At 72.4% G+C, this 14907-nt stretch carries 12 protein-coding genes and 2 pseudogenes; 9 read left to right on the plus strand and 5 right to left on the minus strand.

Going from position 1 to position 14907, the window contains the following annotated elements; genetic code table 11:
- Positions 1-152: 152 nt before the first annotated feature.
- A pseudogene (locus JF597_RS13455) lies at positions 153-366 on the minus strand (allantoin permease); the annotation flags it as partial.
- Positions 367-500: 134 nt separating this feature from the next.
- On the opposite strand from JF597_RS13455, the gene JF597_RS13460 reads away from it, so the two are divergent.
- Both JF597_RS13460 and JF597_RS13465 read left to right on the plus strand, forming a co-directional pair.
- Positions 501-1460, plus strand: a complete 960-nt coding sequence (locus JF597_RS13460; RefSeq protein ID WP_293993517.1) for an ATP-binding protein — start codon at positions 501-503, stop codon at positions 1458-1460.
- Positions 1461-1543: 83 nt separating this feature from the next.
- Entirely contained in the window at positions 1544-1936 is a 393-nt protein-coding gene (locus tag JF597_RS13465; protein ID WP_293993519.1) for an SCO5389 family protein, read from the plus strand.
- Between the two features lie 177 nt (positions 1937-2113).
- Here JF597_RS13465 and JF597_RS13470 read toward each other — a convergent pair whose 3' ends face one another.
- Positions 2114-3082, minus strand: a complete 969-nt coding sequence (locus JF597_RS13470) for a pyridoxal-phosphate dependent enzyme (RefSeq protein ID WP_293993521.1) — start codon at positions 3080-3082, stop codon at positions 2114-2116.
- 110 nt (positions 3083-3192) lie between these two features.
- Here JF597_RS13470 and JF597_RS13475 point away from each other — a divergent pair, with 110 nt between their 5' ends.
- The 4 genes from JF597_RS13475 (at position 3193) to JF597_RS13490 (ending at position 7104) form a co-directional block, all read left to right on the plus strand.
- The gene (locus tag JF597_RS13475) at positions 3193-3873 is read left to right on the plus strand and encodes a PAS domain-containing protein (protein WP_293993523.1); all 681 of its coding nucleotides are present in this window, start codon (positions 3193-3195) and stop codon (positions 3871-3873) included.
- Between the two features lie 141 nt (positions 3874-4014).
- Positions 4015-5145: an extracellular solute-binding protein gene (locus JF597_RS13480; protein ID WP_293993525.1), complete on the plus strand. Its 1131-nt coding sequence runs from the start codon at positions 4015-4017 to the stop codon at positions 5143-5145.
- An 82-nt stretch (positions 5146-5227) separates the two neighbouring features.
- Complete coding sequence (locus tag JF597_RS13485; protein ID WP_293993527.1) at positions 5228-6454, plus strand: sensor histidine kinase; 1227 nt, start codon at positions 5228-5230, stop codon at positions 6452-6454.
- Positions 6451-7104: a response regulator transcription factor gene (locus tag JF597_RS13490; RefSeq protein WP_293993528.1), complete on the plus strand. Its 654-nt coding sequence runs from the start codon at positions 6451-6453 to the stop codon at positions 7102-7104. Before JF597_RS13485 ends, JF597_RS13490 begins: the two co-directional genes overlap by 4 nt.
- Here JF597_RS13490 and JF597_RS13495 read toward each other — a convergent pair.
- From JF597_RS13495 to JF597_RS13505, 3 genes are read right to left on the minus strand one after another with little or no spacing between them, the layout of a single operon-like run.
- Entirely contained in the window at positions 7101-8414 is a 1314-nt protein-coding gene (locus tag JF597_RS13495; protein ID WP_293993530.1) for a VWA-like domain-containing protein, read from the minus strand. The genes JF597_RS13490 and JF597_RS13495 overlap by 4 nt on opposite strands.
- Positions 8411-9628 carry a MoxR family ATPase gene (locus JF597_RS13500; protein ID WP_293993531.1) on the minus strand — a complete coding sequence of 406 codons (1218 nt, stop codon included), beginning with the start codon at positions 9626-9628 and terminating at the stop codon, positions 8411-8413. Before JF597_RS13500 ends, JF597_RS13495 begins: the two co-directional genes overlap by 4 nt.
- A gap of 41 nt (positions 9629-9669) precedes the next feature.
- The gene (locus JF597_RS13505; protein ID WP_293993532.1) at positions 9670-11046 is read right to left on the minus strand and encodes a hypothetical protein; all 1377 of its coding nucleotides are present in this window, start codon (positions 11044-11046) and stop codon (positions 9670-9672) included.
- Positions 11047-11407: 361 nt separating this feature from the next.
- On the opposite strand from JF597_RS13505, the gene JF597_RS13510 reads away from it, so the two are divergent.
- From JF597_RS13510 to JF597_RS13520, 3 genes and pseudogenes are all read left to right on the plus strand, one after another.
- On the plus strand, positions 11408-12277 hold the full coding sequence (locus JF597_RS13510; protein ID WP_293993533.1) for an IS481 family transposase: 870 nt from the start codon (positions 11408-11410) through the stop codon (positions 12275-12277).
- Between the two features lie 435 nt (positions 12278-12712).
- Positions 12713-14515: a reverse transcriptase/maturase family protein gene (locus tag JF597_RS13515; RefSeq protein WP_293993535.1), complete on the plus strand. Its 1803-nt coding sequence runs from the start codon at positions 12713-12715 to the stop codon at positions 14513-14515.
- A gap of 104 nt (positions 14516-14619) precedes the next feature.
- Positions 14620-14766: pseudogene (locus JF597_RS13520) on the plus strand (integrase core domain-containing protein); the annotation flags it as partial.
- Positions 14767-14907: the final 141 nt, after the last annotated feature.

Genomic DNA, 14907 nt, shown 5'->3' on the forward strand with positions numbered 1-14907 from the left:
CCCGGTCGGGGCCGGGGCATGCACCGGTGGCCGCCCGGGCTCTCGCCGCCCTCCGGGAACAGCGCGCCCGGATCCGCAACGGCAACGGCTCGCGCCGGTGACGGTCGGCACCCGGACCGTCACCCGTGCGGCACGGGAGAGGGACAGCGGCGTCACCGGCGTGCTCGCCGGCAGGCCCGGACCCGGCCGCGACCCGGGGCGAGTGCGGGGAGGAAGCCGGGCGCCAGGGCGGCCAGGACACCCAGGTCGGCGTACGCCCAGGCAGCCCTGTCAGGTCGGCCGGCTCCCGGCGGGGTCGGTGACCAGGCCCCAGCCGAGGGCCGTCGCTGCGAGCGCGAGGAGCAGGGGCAGTAGAGGGACGTCGCCGTCACCCGCTGACCTGCGGCTCCGTCAACCGGGCGAGTGCGCAACCCGGTTGGGCCCGCCCGATTTGACACCGGCGACGGCCACCTCCAATCTGTGGTTATGAAATCCATTTTCAAAAGGAGGGCCGACTAGCGATGCGCGTTGCTTTCGTCGGCAAGGGCGGCAGCGGCAAGACGACGCTGTCCGCCCTCTTCACCCGTCACCTGGCACGGTCCGGCGCGCCGGTCGTCGCGATCGACGGTGACATCAACCAGCACCTGGCCCACGCCCTCGGCCTCGACGGGGACGAGCTCTTCGCGGCGCCGCCGCTGAGCGCGCGGACCGGTGAGATCAAGGACTACCTGCGGGGCACCAACCCCCGGATCGCGTCCCGGGAGGCCATGGTCAAGACGACGCCGCCGGGGCACGGCTCACGGCTGCTGCGGCTGCTGGGCGACGACGAGGTGCACTCCCGGCACGTCCAGGAGGTCGACGGGGTGCCGCTGATGGTCACCGGGGCCTTCGCCGGGAGCGACCTCGGGGTGGCCTGCTACCACTCCAAGCTGGGTGCGGTGGAGCTCTACCTCAACCATCTGGTGGACGGCCCCGGCGAGTACGTGGTCGTCGACATGACGGCGGGCGCCGACGCCTTCGCCTCCGGCCTGTTCACCCGCTTCGACATGACCTTCCTGGTGGTCGAGCCGACCCGCAAGAGCCTTTCCGTGTACCGCCAGTACCGGGACCACGCCGCCGGGTTCGGGATCCCGGTCGCCGTGGTCGGCAACAAGGTCACCGGCGCGGACGACCTCGCCTTCCTGCGCGAGGGGGTGGGCGACGACCTGCTGGGCCACTGCGAGCTGTCGCCGTACGTCCGCGCCCGGGAACAGGGGCGTGGCAGCGGTGCGCTGGAGCAGCACAACTCCCGGGCCCTGGAACGGCTGCGGGCCGCGGTGGACGCGCGGGTCAAGGACTGGGAGGCCTTCCAGCGGCATGCCGTGGAGTTCCATCTGCGCAACGCCGCCGCCTGGGCCGACGCGGCGACGGGCCAGGACCTGGCCGCCCAGGTCGATCCGGACTTCCGCCACGGACCGGCGGCGCTGCCCGCCTTCGCCTGACGGCCCCCGATCCCCTGCGGGCCCGGCCCGCCTTCGAACACGCCTTTCTCACCACCACTTCGAAAAGAACAGGACACCGTCACATGTCGCTCGACGTCTCCCCGCAGCTGCTCGCCGAAGCCGAGAACGGCACGGTGCGGGAGGAGGACTTCGTGGAAACCGTCCGTACCTCGCTGCCGTACGCGTACGGCCTCGTCGCCGGGCTGGCCGCCGAACTGCGCGCCGGCACTCTGGAGTTCGCCGACAACCAGACCCCGCCGCCCTCCGAGAAGGAACGCGGGCAGCTGCTGCGGGCGCTGTCCTCCGACGCGATCCGGGGCAGCCTGGAGCGGCACTTCGGGGTCGCCCTCGCCTTCCAGAACTGCCACCGGGTCGCGGTGTTCCCGCCGGAGGCACGGGGATGCGAGACGCACACCCGCTTCACCTCGACGCGCGCCCAGATCCTCAACCAGTCGCCGGAGTTCCGCGACTGCTGAGCTCCCGGTCGCCCGCAGGATCCGGGAGACCGCGTGGCGGCGGTCCGGCGGCCCGCCGGGGACAGGCCCCCGCGGAGGCGGTACTCGATCTCCGGCCCGCCTGGCAGGAACGTGCCGCCCACTGAGCGCCGCTGCGGGCGGCGGCATCCCGTCGGGGTGCCGCCGCTCTCCTCCGGTTCAGCCGGCGACGATCTCGGCGAACCGCTCCGCGCCGACGTTGCCCCCGGACAGGACGACCCCGATCCGGCGCGGCAGCGGCGCCACCCGGTGGGCGAGCAGCGCGGCCAGACCGCTGGCCCCGCTCGGCTCCAGGACGGTCTTCAGCCGCTCGAAGGCGAACCGCATCGCGTCCCGGATCTGGCCGTCGGTGACCAGGGAGATGTCGTCCACCAGGCGCTGGTTGACGGAGAAGGTCAGCTCGCCGGGGATGTCGGCCGCCTGCCCGTCGGCGATGGTCCTCGGCACCGGGATGGACACCCGGTGCCCCGCCGCCAGGGACCGCCTGGTGTCGTCGCCGGCCTCCGGCTCGACCCCGGCGACCCGGATCCCGGGCAGCAGGCCCTTGGCCGCGGTGGCACTGCCCGCGATCAGCCCGCCACCCCCGACGGGCACCACCAGGAGATCCAACTCGCCGACCTCCTCGATGAGTTCGAGGGCGGCCGTGCCCTGCCCGGCGATGACGTGCGGGTGCTCGTACGGCGGGATGAGCGCCAGCCCGCGTTCGGCGGCGAGGGCCTCGCCGATCGCGACCCGGTCGCCGGTGTAGCGGTCGTACGTCACGATCTCCGCGCCGTATCCGGCGGTCGCCTCCAGCTTGGCGCGCGGGGTGTCCTCGGGCATCACGATGACGGCGGTGGTGCCGAGTTCACGGGCGGCGAGGGCGACGGCCTGGGCGTGGTTGCCGGAGGAGTAGGCGGCGATCCCCTTGGCCAGCTGCCCGGCGGAGAGCCGGGAGGCGGCGTTGTAGGCGCCCCGGAACTTGAACGCTCCGATGCGCTGGAGGTTCTCGCACTTCAGGAAGACCTCGGCGCCGACCAGCTCGTCCAGGGTGCGCGAGCGCAGCACGGGGGTGCGGTGGGCAACCCCCTTGATCCGCGCGGCCGCGTCGTGCACGTCCTGGAGGGTCACGGGCGGGGTGTCGGGCATCTTCGTCCTCCGTTCCGGGCGCCGGCGGGCGCCGGATGAGTGTCGACGGTCTGGAATTATTGTCTATCGTCTGGACAGGAAGTCCAGACCCGATCCCGGCGGGGGCACCGATGACAGACGGACCGGCAGCAGCGAGCGGCGCGGACGCGACCCGGACCGAGCAGGACGCGATCATCGCGGCGCTGTCCCCGGTCGCCGACGGGATCGTGGCGACCTTCGGCTCCTTCTGCGAGGTCGTCGTCCACGACTTCCGCCGCCCGGAACGCTCCGTCGTGGCCCTCGCCGGTACGGTCACCGGCCGGGGTGCGGGCGGGGCGATGAGCGAGATCGGCATGAAGCTGCTGGCGGCCGGCGACGACGCGCGCGACGAGCTGAACTACCTGACCCGCACCCGGGACGGGAAGCTGGTCAAGTCGTCCACGATGGTGCTGCGCGACTCGTCGGGCACGGTGTTCGGGGCGCTGTGCGTGAACCTCGACGTCACCGCCGTACACCAGGTGCACGCGCTGGTCGGCGGCCTCGCCGGGGTCACCGCCGCCCCGGAGGCACCGCCGACCACCACGTTCGGCGACGACATCGCCGCCGTACTGGACTCGATCGTCGACGCCCGCCAGCTCCGCCGGCCCAAGCCGTGGCCCCAGCTCGGCCGCGAGGAACGGCTGGAGCTGTTCCGGGACCTCGACCGGCAGGGCGTCTTCGCGGTGCGCGGCGCGGTCCAGCAGGTCGCGGGGCGCCTCGGCATCTCCCGAGCCTCCGCCTACACCTACCTGGCCGCGGCACGGGCCGACTGAGCGGCCGGGCCGTCAACCGATCGGTTGAATGCGGGTTCCACCGCCCGCGCGCGGCCCGATCCGTCCGGCCGACGCGGAGGTCCGGCCGGGGCGAGGAGAGTCGGCAGGGTCACTCACCCCAGGCAGAGAGGTCTCCGCACCGTGTCCAGCCTCAGCAGACGACGTGTCCTCACCACCGGAGCCGGAGCAGGTGCCGCCCTCGCCCTCGGCGGACTCACCACCGACGCCACCGCGGCGACGGCCGCCGGCCCGGGCGCGGGAGCCGAAGAGACCCGGACGCTCGACGAGTTGTACCGGGCCGCGCTCGCCGAGGGCGGCAAGCTCGTCGTCTACGCCGGCGGCGACACCCCGACCCAGCAGGACGCCACCAAGGCGGCGTTCCTGAAGCGCTTCCCGGAGATCGACCTGACGATCGTCGTCGACTACAGCAAGTACCACGACGTCCGCATCGACAACCAGCTCGCCACCGGCACCCTCGTCCCGGACGTCGTACAGCTGCAGACCCTGCAGGACTTCGTCCGCTGGAAGGAACGGGGCGAACTGCTGCCCTACAAGCCTGCCGGTTTCGCCGCTGTCCACGACGGGTTCAAGGATCCGCAGGGCGCCTGGGTCGCGGTCGCGGCCATCGCGTTCGGGTTCATGTACCGCGCGGACGCGGTCGGTCCGGACGCCCCGCGCACCCCGCTGGACCTGCTCGACGCCAGGTGGAAGGGCAGCATCGCGTCGTCGTACCCCCATGACGACGACGCCGTCCTCTACCTCTACGCGTTGTACGCCCAGACGTACGGCTGGGAGTGGGTGGCGCGGCTCGCCGCGCAGGACGTACGGTTCGCCCGCGGCAGCAACTCCCCCGGCGACGCCGTCGGTTCGGGACTGAAGCCGATCGGGGTCGGCGGCGCCGGCGCCCCGCTCGGGACCGGTCCGGTCCGCTGGGTGCTGCCCGAGAAGGCGCCGTTCATGGCCTGGGGCCAGCGCGCCGCGATCCTCCGGCGGGCCGCCCGGCCGGCCGCCGCCAAGCTCTACCTCAACTGGCAGCTCTCCCGGGCCCAGCAGCAGGCCTCCTTCAACGGCTGGTCGGTGCGCACCGACGTCACGCCGCCGGCGGGTCTCAAGCCGATCTGGGAGTACCCCAACGCCCACGTCGACGGCTTCCCCCGCTTCATGGCCGACCGGGCGGCGGTCGAGCGCTGGAAGCAGACCTTCGCCCTGTACTTCGGCGAGGTGACGGGCGCCGCCACGCCCGGGTTCCTGGGGCTGCGTCCGGGCGCCTGACCGCGGCAGCCCTTCACACCGGTCATACAGGCCACGGATAGACTCGATCACCCAGTCCGAGGAGATCCGTGGGGGATCCGCCGTGCCCGACCCACTTCCCTCCGGGCCGCGCGGTTTCCGGCTCCGGCTCGAACACGCCCCGCACCTGATGTTCTTCGTCATCCTCGGCACCGCCGTCGGCCGGCTGCTGGAGCTGCGCAGCGCGCTCTGCGTGGACGTGGTCCTCGTCAGCGCGCTGCTGGCACTGGTGTACTCGGCGGGCCTCGCGGTGTGGCACCGGCTGGGCCGGGCCGGACGGCACGGCTGGGTGGTGGCGCTGCTCGGCCTGTGGGCGGTGCTGGTGCTGCTCACCCCGCAGCCCCTGACCGCGGCGTACGCCTGGTGCGGTGTGCCGCTGGCGCTGGCCGCGCTGCGGGCCCTCGGGCAGCGCTCGGCGGTCGCCGCGGTGGCCGTCATCACCGTCGTGCTGGGCGGGCGGCTCGTCGGGACGGCCCACCGGTTCGACCCGGAGATGGGGCTGATCCCGGTGGCGGCCGTGTGGGGCACGGTGGCCCTCTACCGGACCCAGCAGCGCGACTCGGCCGAACGGCGGCGGCTGATCGAGGAGTTGCGGGGTACGCGGGCGGTGCTGGCCCGGCAGCAGCGGCAGGCCGGGGTGCTGGCGGAGCGCACCCGGATCGCCCGCGACCTGCACGACACACTGGCCCAGGAGCTGGCGGGCGCTCTGATGCTGCTCCAGGCGGCCGAGCGGGACTGGGAGAGCCGGCCGGCCACCGCCCGTACCCGGGTCCGGACGGTGGCCGACGCCCTGGGCGCCCATCTCGCGGAGACGCGCCGCATCATCCACGGCCTCACGCCGAGCTCGGTCGCGGAGAGCGGGCTGGCGGAGTCGCTGCGGCGGCTGTGCGAGCGGGCCGAGGCCGAGGGGACCGCGGCACGGGTGCGGTTCCGGCACACCGGTCGCGGGCCGGTCGACGAGCACACGGCCACCGCGCTGCTGCGGGTCGCGCAGAGCGCGCTGGCGAACGTGCGCGAGCATGCGCACGCGGTGCATGTGCGGGTGGTCCTGCGGCAGCTGGCCGACCGGGTGGAACTCGAAGTCACCGACGACGGCACGGGGTTCGTCGTCGGCACGCCACAGGCGGCGGACCGGCCGACCCGTGGGCTGGGGCTTCCGGCGGCCCGGGCGCGGCTGCGCGAGCACGGCGGCGGACTGTACGTCACCAGCGCACCGGGCGGTGGCACCCGGATACACGCCGTCGTCCCCCTCCGTTCCCTCAGCCCCGCGCCCCCGGCCGGCGTCCGGTGAGCGGGCTGCGTCTGCTGATCGCCGACGACCACGCCGTGGTACGGGCCGGGCTGCGCGCCCTGCTGGAGGGCGAACCGGACCTGGTGGTGGTCGCGGAGGCCGGCAGCGCGGAGGAGGGGATCCGGCTGGCCGTGGAGCTGCGGCCGGACGTCGTTCTGATGGACCTGCGGTTCGCGACGGCCGCCGCGGGCGGGCTGGACGGCATCGAGGCGGCCCGCCGGCTGGGCACGGCGGCACCGGGGGTGCCGGTGCTGATGCTCACCAGCTACTCGGGCCGCGCCGACGTCCTGCGCGCGCTGGCGGCCGGCGCCCGCGGCTACGTCCTCAAGGCCGGTCCGCCCGAGGAACTGTTCCGGGCGGTGCGCGGCGCGGCCCAGGGCACGGTCGCCCTCGCACCCGAGGTGGTCGGCAGCCTCGTGGATCAAGTGGTCAGCCCCGAACCTCAGTTGACGGACCGCGAGGTGGAGGTGGTGACCCTGCTGGCGCGGGGGCTGGGCAACCGGGCCATCGCGCAGTCGCTCTTCCTCGGCGAGGCGACCGTCAAGACGCATCTGGTGCGCATCTACCGGAAGCTGGGGGTCGAGAACCGGGCCGCGGCCGTGTCGGAGGCGGTACGACGCGGGCTGCTCGAAGTCGGCCGCCCGCACTAGCCGATCTCGACCACCCGCGCCCAGGCGGGCGGCGCGTCCGGTACGTAGTCGCAGTCGTCGTCCTGCCAGGACGTGCCGCCGTACTGCCGGGGGAACAGGCCCACCACCGTCCGGCAGGCGGGCTGCGTCTTCGGCCAGGGGGTCTGCCCGTCGGTGAGCGCCACCACGACGTCGGGCGCCGGCCGGGCCCGCAGCGCCTTGGCGAAGCCCGCGCGCAGGTCCGTACCGCCACCGCCGACGAGTGCGATGCCCTCCGCACGGCACAGCGGCTGCACGGTCCGGGCGGCCGCGTCGCAGGACAGCACGGAGACCAGGTCCCGGCGGCCGCCGACGGCGCGGGCGATCGCGGCCACCTCCAGCAGGGCGCTGCCCAGTTCGGCGTCGCTGACCGAGCCGGAGGTGTCGATGACGACCGAGACCCGGGGCGGGCGGCGGCGCAGGCTCGGGAGGACGACGCCGGGCAGGCCGGCCGATCGGCGCGACGGGCGGCCGTAGCTGTAGTCGTCGCCGGCGCCCGCGGCCGAGGCCGCCGAGCGGACCGCCGCACCCAGCAACTCCCGCCAGGGCTGCGGCGGATGGAAGGCGTCCTCGGCCCAGCGCCGCCAGCCGTCCGGGGTGCTGCCCGGGCGGCCGGTGATGGCCTGCGCCACCCGGAACCGGACCCCGTCCCGCTCCTGCTCGCTGAGACCGTGCGCGCCGTCCGGCCCCAGGTCCCACTCCCGGTCCCGGCCGTCGGCCCCGCTGCCGCAGTCCAGCCACGTGAGATCCTGCGTCAGCGGCCCGAGCCGGAACTCGCGCAGGTAGTCCTCCATCAACTGGCCCTCGGTCAGCCTCAGCATGTACGGCCGGACGGCGCCCCGGGGCTGCGCCAGCCCGTCGCCGTACGCGTCGTCGTTGATCTCCAGGTCGGCCGCGATGTTCATCCGCAGCCGCTCACCGGCCCCGCTCAGCCCGCGTTCCCGCGCCACCCGGTCGCTGCGCGCGTGGTGGTCGCGCAGCAGGTGCGACACCTCGTGCACCCACACCCCGGCCAGGTCCTCCTCCGGCATCCGGTCCACGAACGCGGGCGAGACGTAGCACCGCCAGTGCCTGTCGACGGCCATGGTCGGCACCCGCCGGTCCGCCACGACGTGCAGGGCGAACAGCGCCGTGGCGAGATAGGGCCGGGCCCGGGCGGCCTGGAGCCGGGCGGCGTAGAGCTTGTCCAGGTCCAGTGCCCCGGCCGGAACGGCACCCGGTACCGCGTCCGGTCCTGCGGTCGATCCGGTGCTCGCTTCGGCGCCCGGCCCGGCGTCCGGTCCGGTGTTCATCGGCCCGCCTTCGCCGCGACGCGTTCGGCGGCCCGGTCGGCCCGGCGGGAGACGCCCACCACTCCCGCGAGCCGTTCGATCGCCGCCGGGACGTCCCAGTCGTCCCGGCGCAGCGAGGCCAGGGTGGTGGCGGGGACGACGACGAGGTCGGGGGCTCCGGTGTCCAGGGCCCGCACCAGCAGGGCCCAGGCCGCGTCCCAGCGGGCCCGCTCCGGCCGTTCGCGGACCGCGGCGACCACGCCGTCGAGCACGGCCTGGCGCAGGTCACCGCGCTCGGGCAGGTCGGCCGCGGCCGGGTCGGCGAGCAGCGTCTCGGGGTCCGGGAGCTCCATCCGGTCGACGCTCGCGAGCAGTTCGAGTCCCGGGCCGTCCCCGACCGTTCCCCTGACGAGGAGGGAGAGCACGTCCCGGGAGGAGCCGGCGGCGTGCGCGAAGGCGACCAGGCGCAGGGTCATGTCCCAGCTGCGGGGTGACGGCCAGGCGCCGCCCCGGCGGATCTCGCCGTTCGGCAGCCGGTGCACGAGCGTGGGGCGGGTGGCGAGCAGGCCGCAGACCGCGCGGCGCGCGAAGTCCACGGCGGCGGGCAGCCGGTCCGGGTCGAGCCGGGGCAGGGTGGCCCGGGGCCAGGTGCCGCCGAGACCACGGACGACGACCTCGTGGTCGTGGGCCCACTGGAGGTGCACGAACCGGTTGGCCAGCGGCGGGCTCAGCTCCCAGCCGTCGGCGGCCGAGGACCGCGGGTTGGCGGCGGCCACGATCCGTACCCCGGGCGGGAGCCGGAGAGCGCCCACGCGACGCTCCAGGACCAGCCGGAGCAGGGCGGCCTGTACGGCGGGGGGTGCGGTGGACAGTTCGTCGAGGAACAGCAGGCCCCGGCCGGCCTGCACCAGCCGTACCGCCCAGTCCGGTGGGGCCATCGGGACGCCCTGGACGGCCGGGTCGTCACCCACGACGGGCAGACCGGAGAAGTCGGACGGCTCGTGGACGCTGGCGATCACCGTGGTCAGCGGCAGGTCGAGCGCCTCCGCCAGCCGGTTCAGGGCGGCGGTCTTGCCGATGCCGGGCTCGCCCCACAGGAGGACGGGCAGGTCGGCGGCGACGGCGAGGGTGAGCGCCTCCAGCTGCGCGTCGGGCCGGGGTTCGGTGGTGGAGTCGCCGAGCAACGCCGACAGGGCGTCCGCGACGGCGAGCTGGTCGGGGGCATGAGAGGTCATGAGTGATCACCTGGGGATGTGAGAGGGCACGTGGGTGGGTGTCAGCGCCGGTTGGCGAGGCGTGGGCCCAGCCGCGGGTCGCGGACGGACTGGCGGCGCCGCGCCCGGACGGGCCCGGTGCGGGAACCGGCGAGGCCCGCCCGGTAGAGGCCGTAGGCGATCCGGCGTTGCGCGGCCGCCTCCAGCTCGTCCTTCAACGGGCCGTCGCGCAGCACGGCTTCGGGGCCCAGCAGTCCTTCGACGACGGCCAGCGCCCCGGCGGTGTCCCCGTGGTCGAGGCGCTCACGGACGCCGGTGAGGCAGTCGGGGCGGCGGTGCGCCTCGTCGATGACCCGCAGGCAGGGCAGTGGCGGACCGCCGAGCGCCACCAGGAGTTCCTCGCGCCGCAGTTCGTCCGGGGAGTGGTCCAGCGGGGAGAGCACCCCGTCGACCAGGCCGATGCGGTGCCGGGCGCCCCGGCACTCCACGAGGTCCGGGGGCCGGTCCGGGCCGGGGTACGGGTCCCGTCCGGCCGGGGAGTGCCCGGGGGCGAGTGCCGCGGCGACCAGCGGATGCAGTCGGCCGGCGTCGACCAGCCCGGCGCGCAGCAGCTCCAGATCGGGGAGGATCCAGGTCGCCGCGTCGGGCAGGACGGGTCGTGCACCGGTACCGGCGTCCCGGGCGGCGGTGTCCCGGCCGGCGGTCACGGTTCCGTCGGCCGCGAGGTGCAACGCGAGCCGCTGCCGGCCGCCCAGGCGTACGACGACGGTCCCGCTGTCCCGCCCCTCGGCGCCCAGCACGATCCGCGCCTCGTCCGCCCACCGCTCCGTGGCACACAACTCCGCTTCATGGGCGGGAAGTTGCGTTACGAACGAGTGCCGTTCCCCGCCCGCCGACCGGTCGGCGCCCGACCGGGTCCGCAGCTCGTCGGCGGCATCCGCGTCCCACAGGTGCCGGTGCAGGTCGAAGCGGAACCGTCGGCTGGGTCGCGGATGCGGATGCCCCCGGGCCGCGGGCTCGCTCAGCGTGCCGTCCCAGAGCGCGAGGCCGATCCGCTGCCCGGCGTCCGCCCAGGCGGGCGGTGTCCGGACCACGAGGCACAGGGAGGCTTCCCCGGCGTCGTAGCGGGCGAGCGGCATCGTCAGCCCCGGCCGCAGCAAACCGTCGGGCGCGATCCTCGGCAGATGCCAGCGCAGCAGGTCGGGCGCCAGCCGGCGCAGGTCGGCACGGATCCGTTCCCGGACGTCCCGGCCCCGCGCACGGGCCAGGGCGCGCAGGTCGAGGTCTACGTCGAAACCGGCGGCGGCACAGGCCCCCGCCCAGTCACCGGCGGTGCGGCGGGCGGTCGCGGTCTCGATCATGGCGGGCGGCACGGCGAACTCGCGCACGCGCTGCCACAGGGAGAGCCGGGTGTCCCCGTCCGTGAGGTGAGTGGCCATCAGCACTCACCTGACGCGGACGGGACCCCCAATCTGACAGCAGAATGAGTGGTCATCGCCGGGAGCATACGACGGCCCCGTCCCGGTCCGCGAGGCAATTACGGGCCCCCGGCCCGCGCGTTCCGCGGACCACCCCGTCGAGGTGCAGCGTTCTGCCCGGGCGCGGCGTTGCGGCCGGCCGCCGCCGCACGGGCGACGCCCTTTCCCTGCCGGACTGTTGAGTCTTCGTCCAGCTGGCCCTAGGTGTTCTGTCCTGGGAGGTTGTGGACGGGTGAGGCAGGTCTCGGCTGAGGGATCTTGAAAGGGTGAGGGCCTTCCGGTTCGGTGTGGATGCGACGTCTACACCAACAGAGAGGCCCTCGTGGTCCACCGTAATGCACCCCTGACCGAGACCGGACGTCTGCGTCTGGCCCGCTGCGTCGTTGAGGACGGCTGGCCCCTGCGCCGGGCCGCGGAACGCTTCCAGGTCTCACCCACCACCGCCCAACGCTGGGCCGAGCGCTACCGGCAGTTCGGCGAGGCAGGCATAACCGACCGCTCCAGCCGCCCGCACCATAGCCCGCGCCGGACCCCGACCCGCACCGAGCGCCGGATCATCAAGGTCCGCGTCCTGCGCCGGTGGGGGCCGGCCCGTATCGCCCACCTGCTACGGCTGGCACCCTCCACCGTCCACCGCGTCCTGACCCGCTACCGGCTGGCCCATCTGGACCGGGCCACCGGCCGCGTCATCCGCCGCTACGAACGCGCAAGGCCCGGTGAACTCGTCCACGTCGACATCAAGAAGCTCGGCAACATCCCCGACGGCGGCGGCCGCAAGGTCCTCGGCCGGGCCGCGGGGCGCAAGACACGCTCCAACGCCGGCTACAGCTACCTGCACACCGCCATCGACGACCACTCCCGCCTGGCCCACAGCGAGATCCACGCCGACGAGAAGAAGGAAACCGCCACCGGCTTCTGGCGGCGGGCGCACGCCTTCTTCGCCCAGGCCGGGATCACGGTCGAGCGGGTGCTGACCGACAACGGCTCCTGCTACCGCTCGCGCGACTGGCGAGACCTGCTGGCAGCGGCCGGGATCGCCCACAAGCGCACCCGGCCCTACCGGCCCCAGACCAACGGCAAGGTCGAACGCTTCAAGTGCGCCACGAGGCGCTCTGTCGTATCCCCGGTGCAGCCGGGAGGAATTCGAGAGGAGGTTCCTGGGCCTGATGGCTTACCTGGATCCGAAAGGTGAAGGGGACCAGAGCATGCCAGAAAACCAGCAGTCGGGTCCAGGCGTCAGGAACGGTGTGCTGGTAAGGCCCGCGTGATATGGCGAGGGCTTGACTGCCTGAATCCTAATCTCCAGGAGATGGAAGCTCACATCCGCCGGAAAGATGTCCGAAACCGGCGCCAGCCCTGCGGAGTCCGCGTTGAACGGAATCCGCAACTCTCGGGGCCAGGAGCGATGCTCAATGAGGGCATTCAAGGAGATGAGTGGGGCGCCTACGTCACGCTATGACGTGCGACAGAGACGAACGTGGGATCGCCTAACGGGCGCGAGCCCCATGGCGACGGAGGCCCCGTAGTAGTCGCCGGAGTCACGACTGGCCAAGGAGGACGGGAAAACCGTCCGCATCGGGCGAAGGGGGCCAGGTGATCGGACACCCGAAGTCGGGAGGTATGCGAAATGCAGAGCGCCGAAACGGTGCTGGGTGTCCTGCGTGAGCGCGGCAGGCGCGGTCTGTCGTGCGAGGAACTGTATCGACAGATGTTCAACCCGCAGTTGTATCTGCTGGCTTACGGGCGTATCTACTCCAACAAGGGGGCGATGACACCGGGGGCCACGCGAGAGACCGTGGATGGCATGTCGATGGGTCGGATCGACCGCATCGTTGATGCGATGCGCCACGAGCGCTATCGGTTCCATCCCGCAAGGCGAGTTCACATCCCGAAGAAACAGAGCGGGAAAACTCGGCCTCTCGGCCTGCCGACTTGGTCGGACAAGTTGGTCGGCGAAGTGGTGCGTCTTCCTTTAGAGGCGTACTACGAACCGGTCTTCTCCGGCAGGTCCCACGGATTCCGTCCCCGGAAGGGCTGCCACACCGCACTGCGCGAAGTGGTCAACACCTGGACGGGGACGACCTGGTTCGTCGAGGGCGACATCGCCGACTACTTCGGGAGCCTCGACCATGAGGTCATGCTCCGGATCCTGGGCGAGAAGGTCCACGACAGCCCGTTCCTACGGCTGGTACGGAACATGTTGACGGCCGGATTCCTGGAGGACTGGACCTGGCACGCGACACTGAGCGGAGCCCCGCAAGGCGGCGTGACCTCACCCGTGCTGTCCAACATCTACCTGCACAAGCTGGACACCTACGTCGAGCAGACACTCATCCCGGAATACACCCGAGGCAGGCTCCGAGCACGCAACACGGAATACCGCCGGGTGGAGTCGGCAATCGTACGTGCCCGCCGCAGAGGTGACCGCGCTGAAGTGCGCTCGCTCTACCGGCAGTTGCACCGCCTCCCCAGCCAGGATCCCAACGATCCTGACTGTCGGAGGCTGCGATACGTACGTTACGCCGATGACACCCTCCTCGGGCTTGTCGGGCCAAGGGCCGAGGCCGAAGAAATCAAACAGCGACTGGCGACGTTCCTGCGTGAAGACCTCAAGCTGGAACTGTCGCAAGAGAAGACGCTGATCACCCACGCCCGAACGGGCAGAGCTCGATTCCTCGGCTATCAGATCTCGACGGCGAGCACAGACCGCAGAACGCGACGGCCGTCCACGACGGATCGACGTAACCGCCGATCCCTCAACGGGACGATCGTCCTGCACGTGCCCGCCAACGTGATCAAAGCTAAGTCCGCCCCCTACATGGCGCGCGGAGAACCCGCATGCCAGAACTCACTCGTGAACGAGACCGATCACGTAATCGTCGGAAAGTTTGCCATCGAGTACCGGGGCGTCGTCCAGTACTACCTGATGGCCGGTGACGTCTTCCGACTTCACCGGCTGCGCTGGGTCATGGAGACCTCCATGCTGCGGACTCTGGCGCGAAAGCACGGCTCGACGGTGTCGAAGATGGCGGCCCGCTTCAAGGCCAAAGTCCAGACACCCCACGGACCCCGCACCTGTTTCGAGGCTTGTATGCCACGGGACAACGGGAAGGAACTGGTGGCCCGATTTGGAGGGATTCCCCTCAAGCGGCAGAAGACGGCGGAACTGACCGACCGTCTGGCCGGCCCCGTCTATCCCCATAAAGAGCTGATCCGTCGGCTCCAAGGGAATCGGTGCGAAGTCTGCGAGCGGACAGGTGAGGTGGAGGTTCACCACATCAGGTCACTCAACGACCTCGTCCGGCTGGATGGGCCGTCCCCTGATTGGATGAAAATCATGGCCGGGCGCCGGCGCAAGGCCCTTGTGGTCTGCGGTGCCTGCCACGAGCGCATCCACATCAGGAAGCCAAGCACGATGCTCACGCAGTAGTCACTGGAGAGCCGGATGCTCGGAAACGGGCCCGTCCGGTTCGGAGGGAGGCCGAGCGGAAAAGGCCCTGCCAGCAGGGACCTCGCCGCTCGGCCGACCCTACCCGCACCCTGCTCGACGAATGGGCCTACGCCCGCCCCTACCGCACAGAGACCGAACGACGCGACGCCTTCCCCGCCTGGCTGCACACCTACAATCACCACCGCGGACACACCGCGCTGAAAGGGAAACCACCCGCCAGCCGCGTCCCTAGAAGGCTGATGAAGATCTTGGTGAGGGCTGTTCGGCCGTCAGGCCGGACAGCCCTCCGCTCATGCACTGGCTGGTGCGATATGCCAGGTACCACTGGTGTGGGTGAGCCCGAGGCTGATCAGCCGGCGGAGGTTGAGGGC

This window comes from Streptomyces sp. (assembly GCF_019510245.1).
GTDB lineage: Bacteria > Actinomycetota > Actinomycetes > Streptomycetales > Streptomycetaceae > Streptomyces.

Coding starts and splice junctions, on each gene's coding strand:
- JF597_RS13500 (WP_293993531.1), bottom strand. CDS start 9,628: ATGACCTCTCATGCCCCCGACCAGCTCGCCGTCGCGGACGCCCTGTCG.
- JF597_RS13515 (WP_293993535.1), top strand. CDS start 12,713: ATGCAGAGCGCCGAAACGGTGCTGGGTGTCCTGCGTGAGCGCGGCAGG.
- JF597_RS13465 (WP_293993519.1), top strand. CDS start 1,544: ATGTCGCTCGACGTCTCCCCGCAGCTGCTCGCCGAAGCCGAGAACGGC.
- JF597_RS13470 (WP_293993521.1), bottom strand. CDS start 3,082: ATGCCCGACACCCCGCCCGTGACCCTCCAGGACGTGCACGACGCGGCC.
- JF597_RS13460 (WP_293993517.1), top strand. CDS start 501: ATGCGCGTTGCTTTCGTCGGCAAGGGCGGCAGCGGCAAGACGACGCTG.
- JF597_RS13495 (WP_293993530.1), bottom strand. CDS start 8,414: ATGAACACCGGACCGGACGCCGGGCCGGGCGCCGAAGCGAGCACCGGA.
- JF597_RS13475 (WP_293993523.1), top strand. CDS start 3,193: ATGACAGACGGACCGGCAGCAGCGAGCGGCGCGGACGCGACCCGGACC.
- JF597_RS13505 (WP_293993532.1), bottom strand. CDS start 11,046: ATGGCCACTCACCTCACGGACGGGGACACCCGGCTCTCCCTGTGGCAG.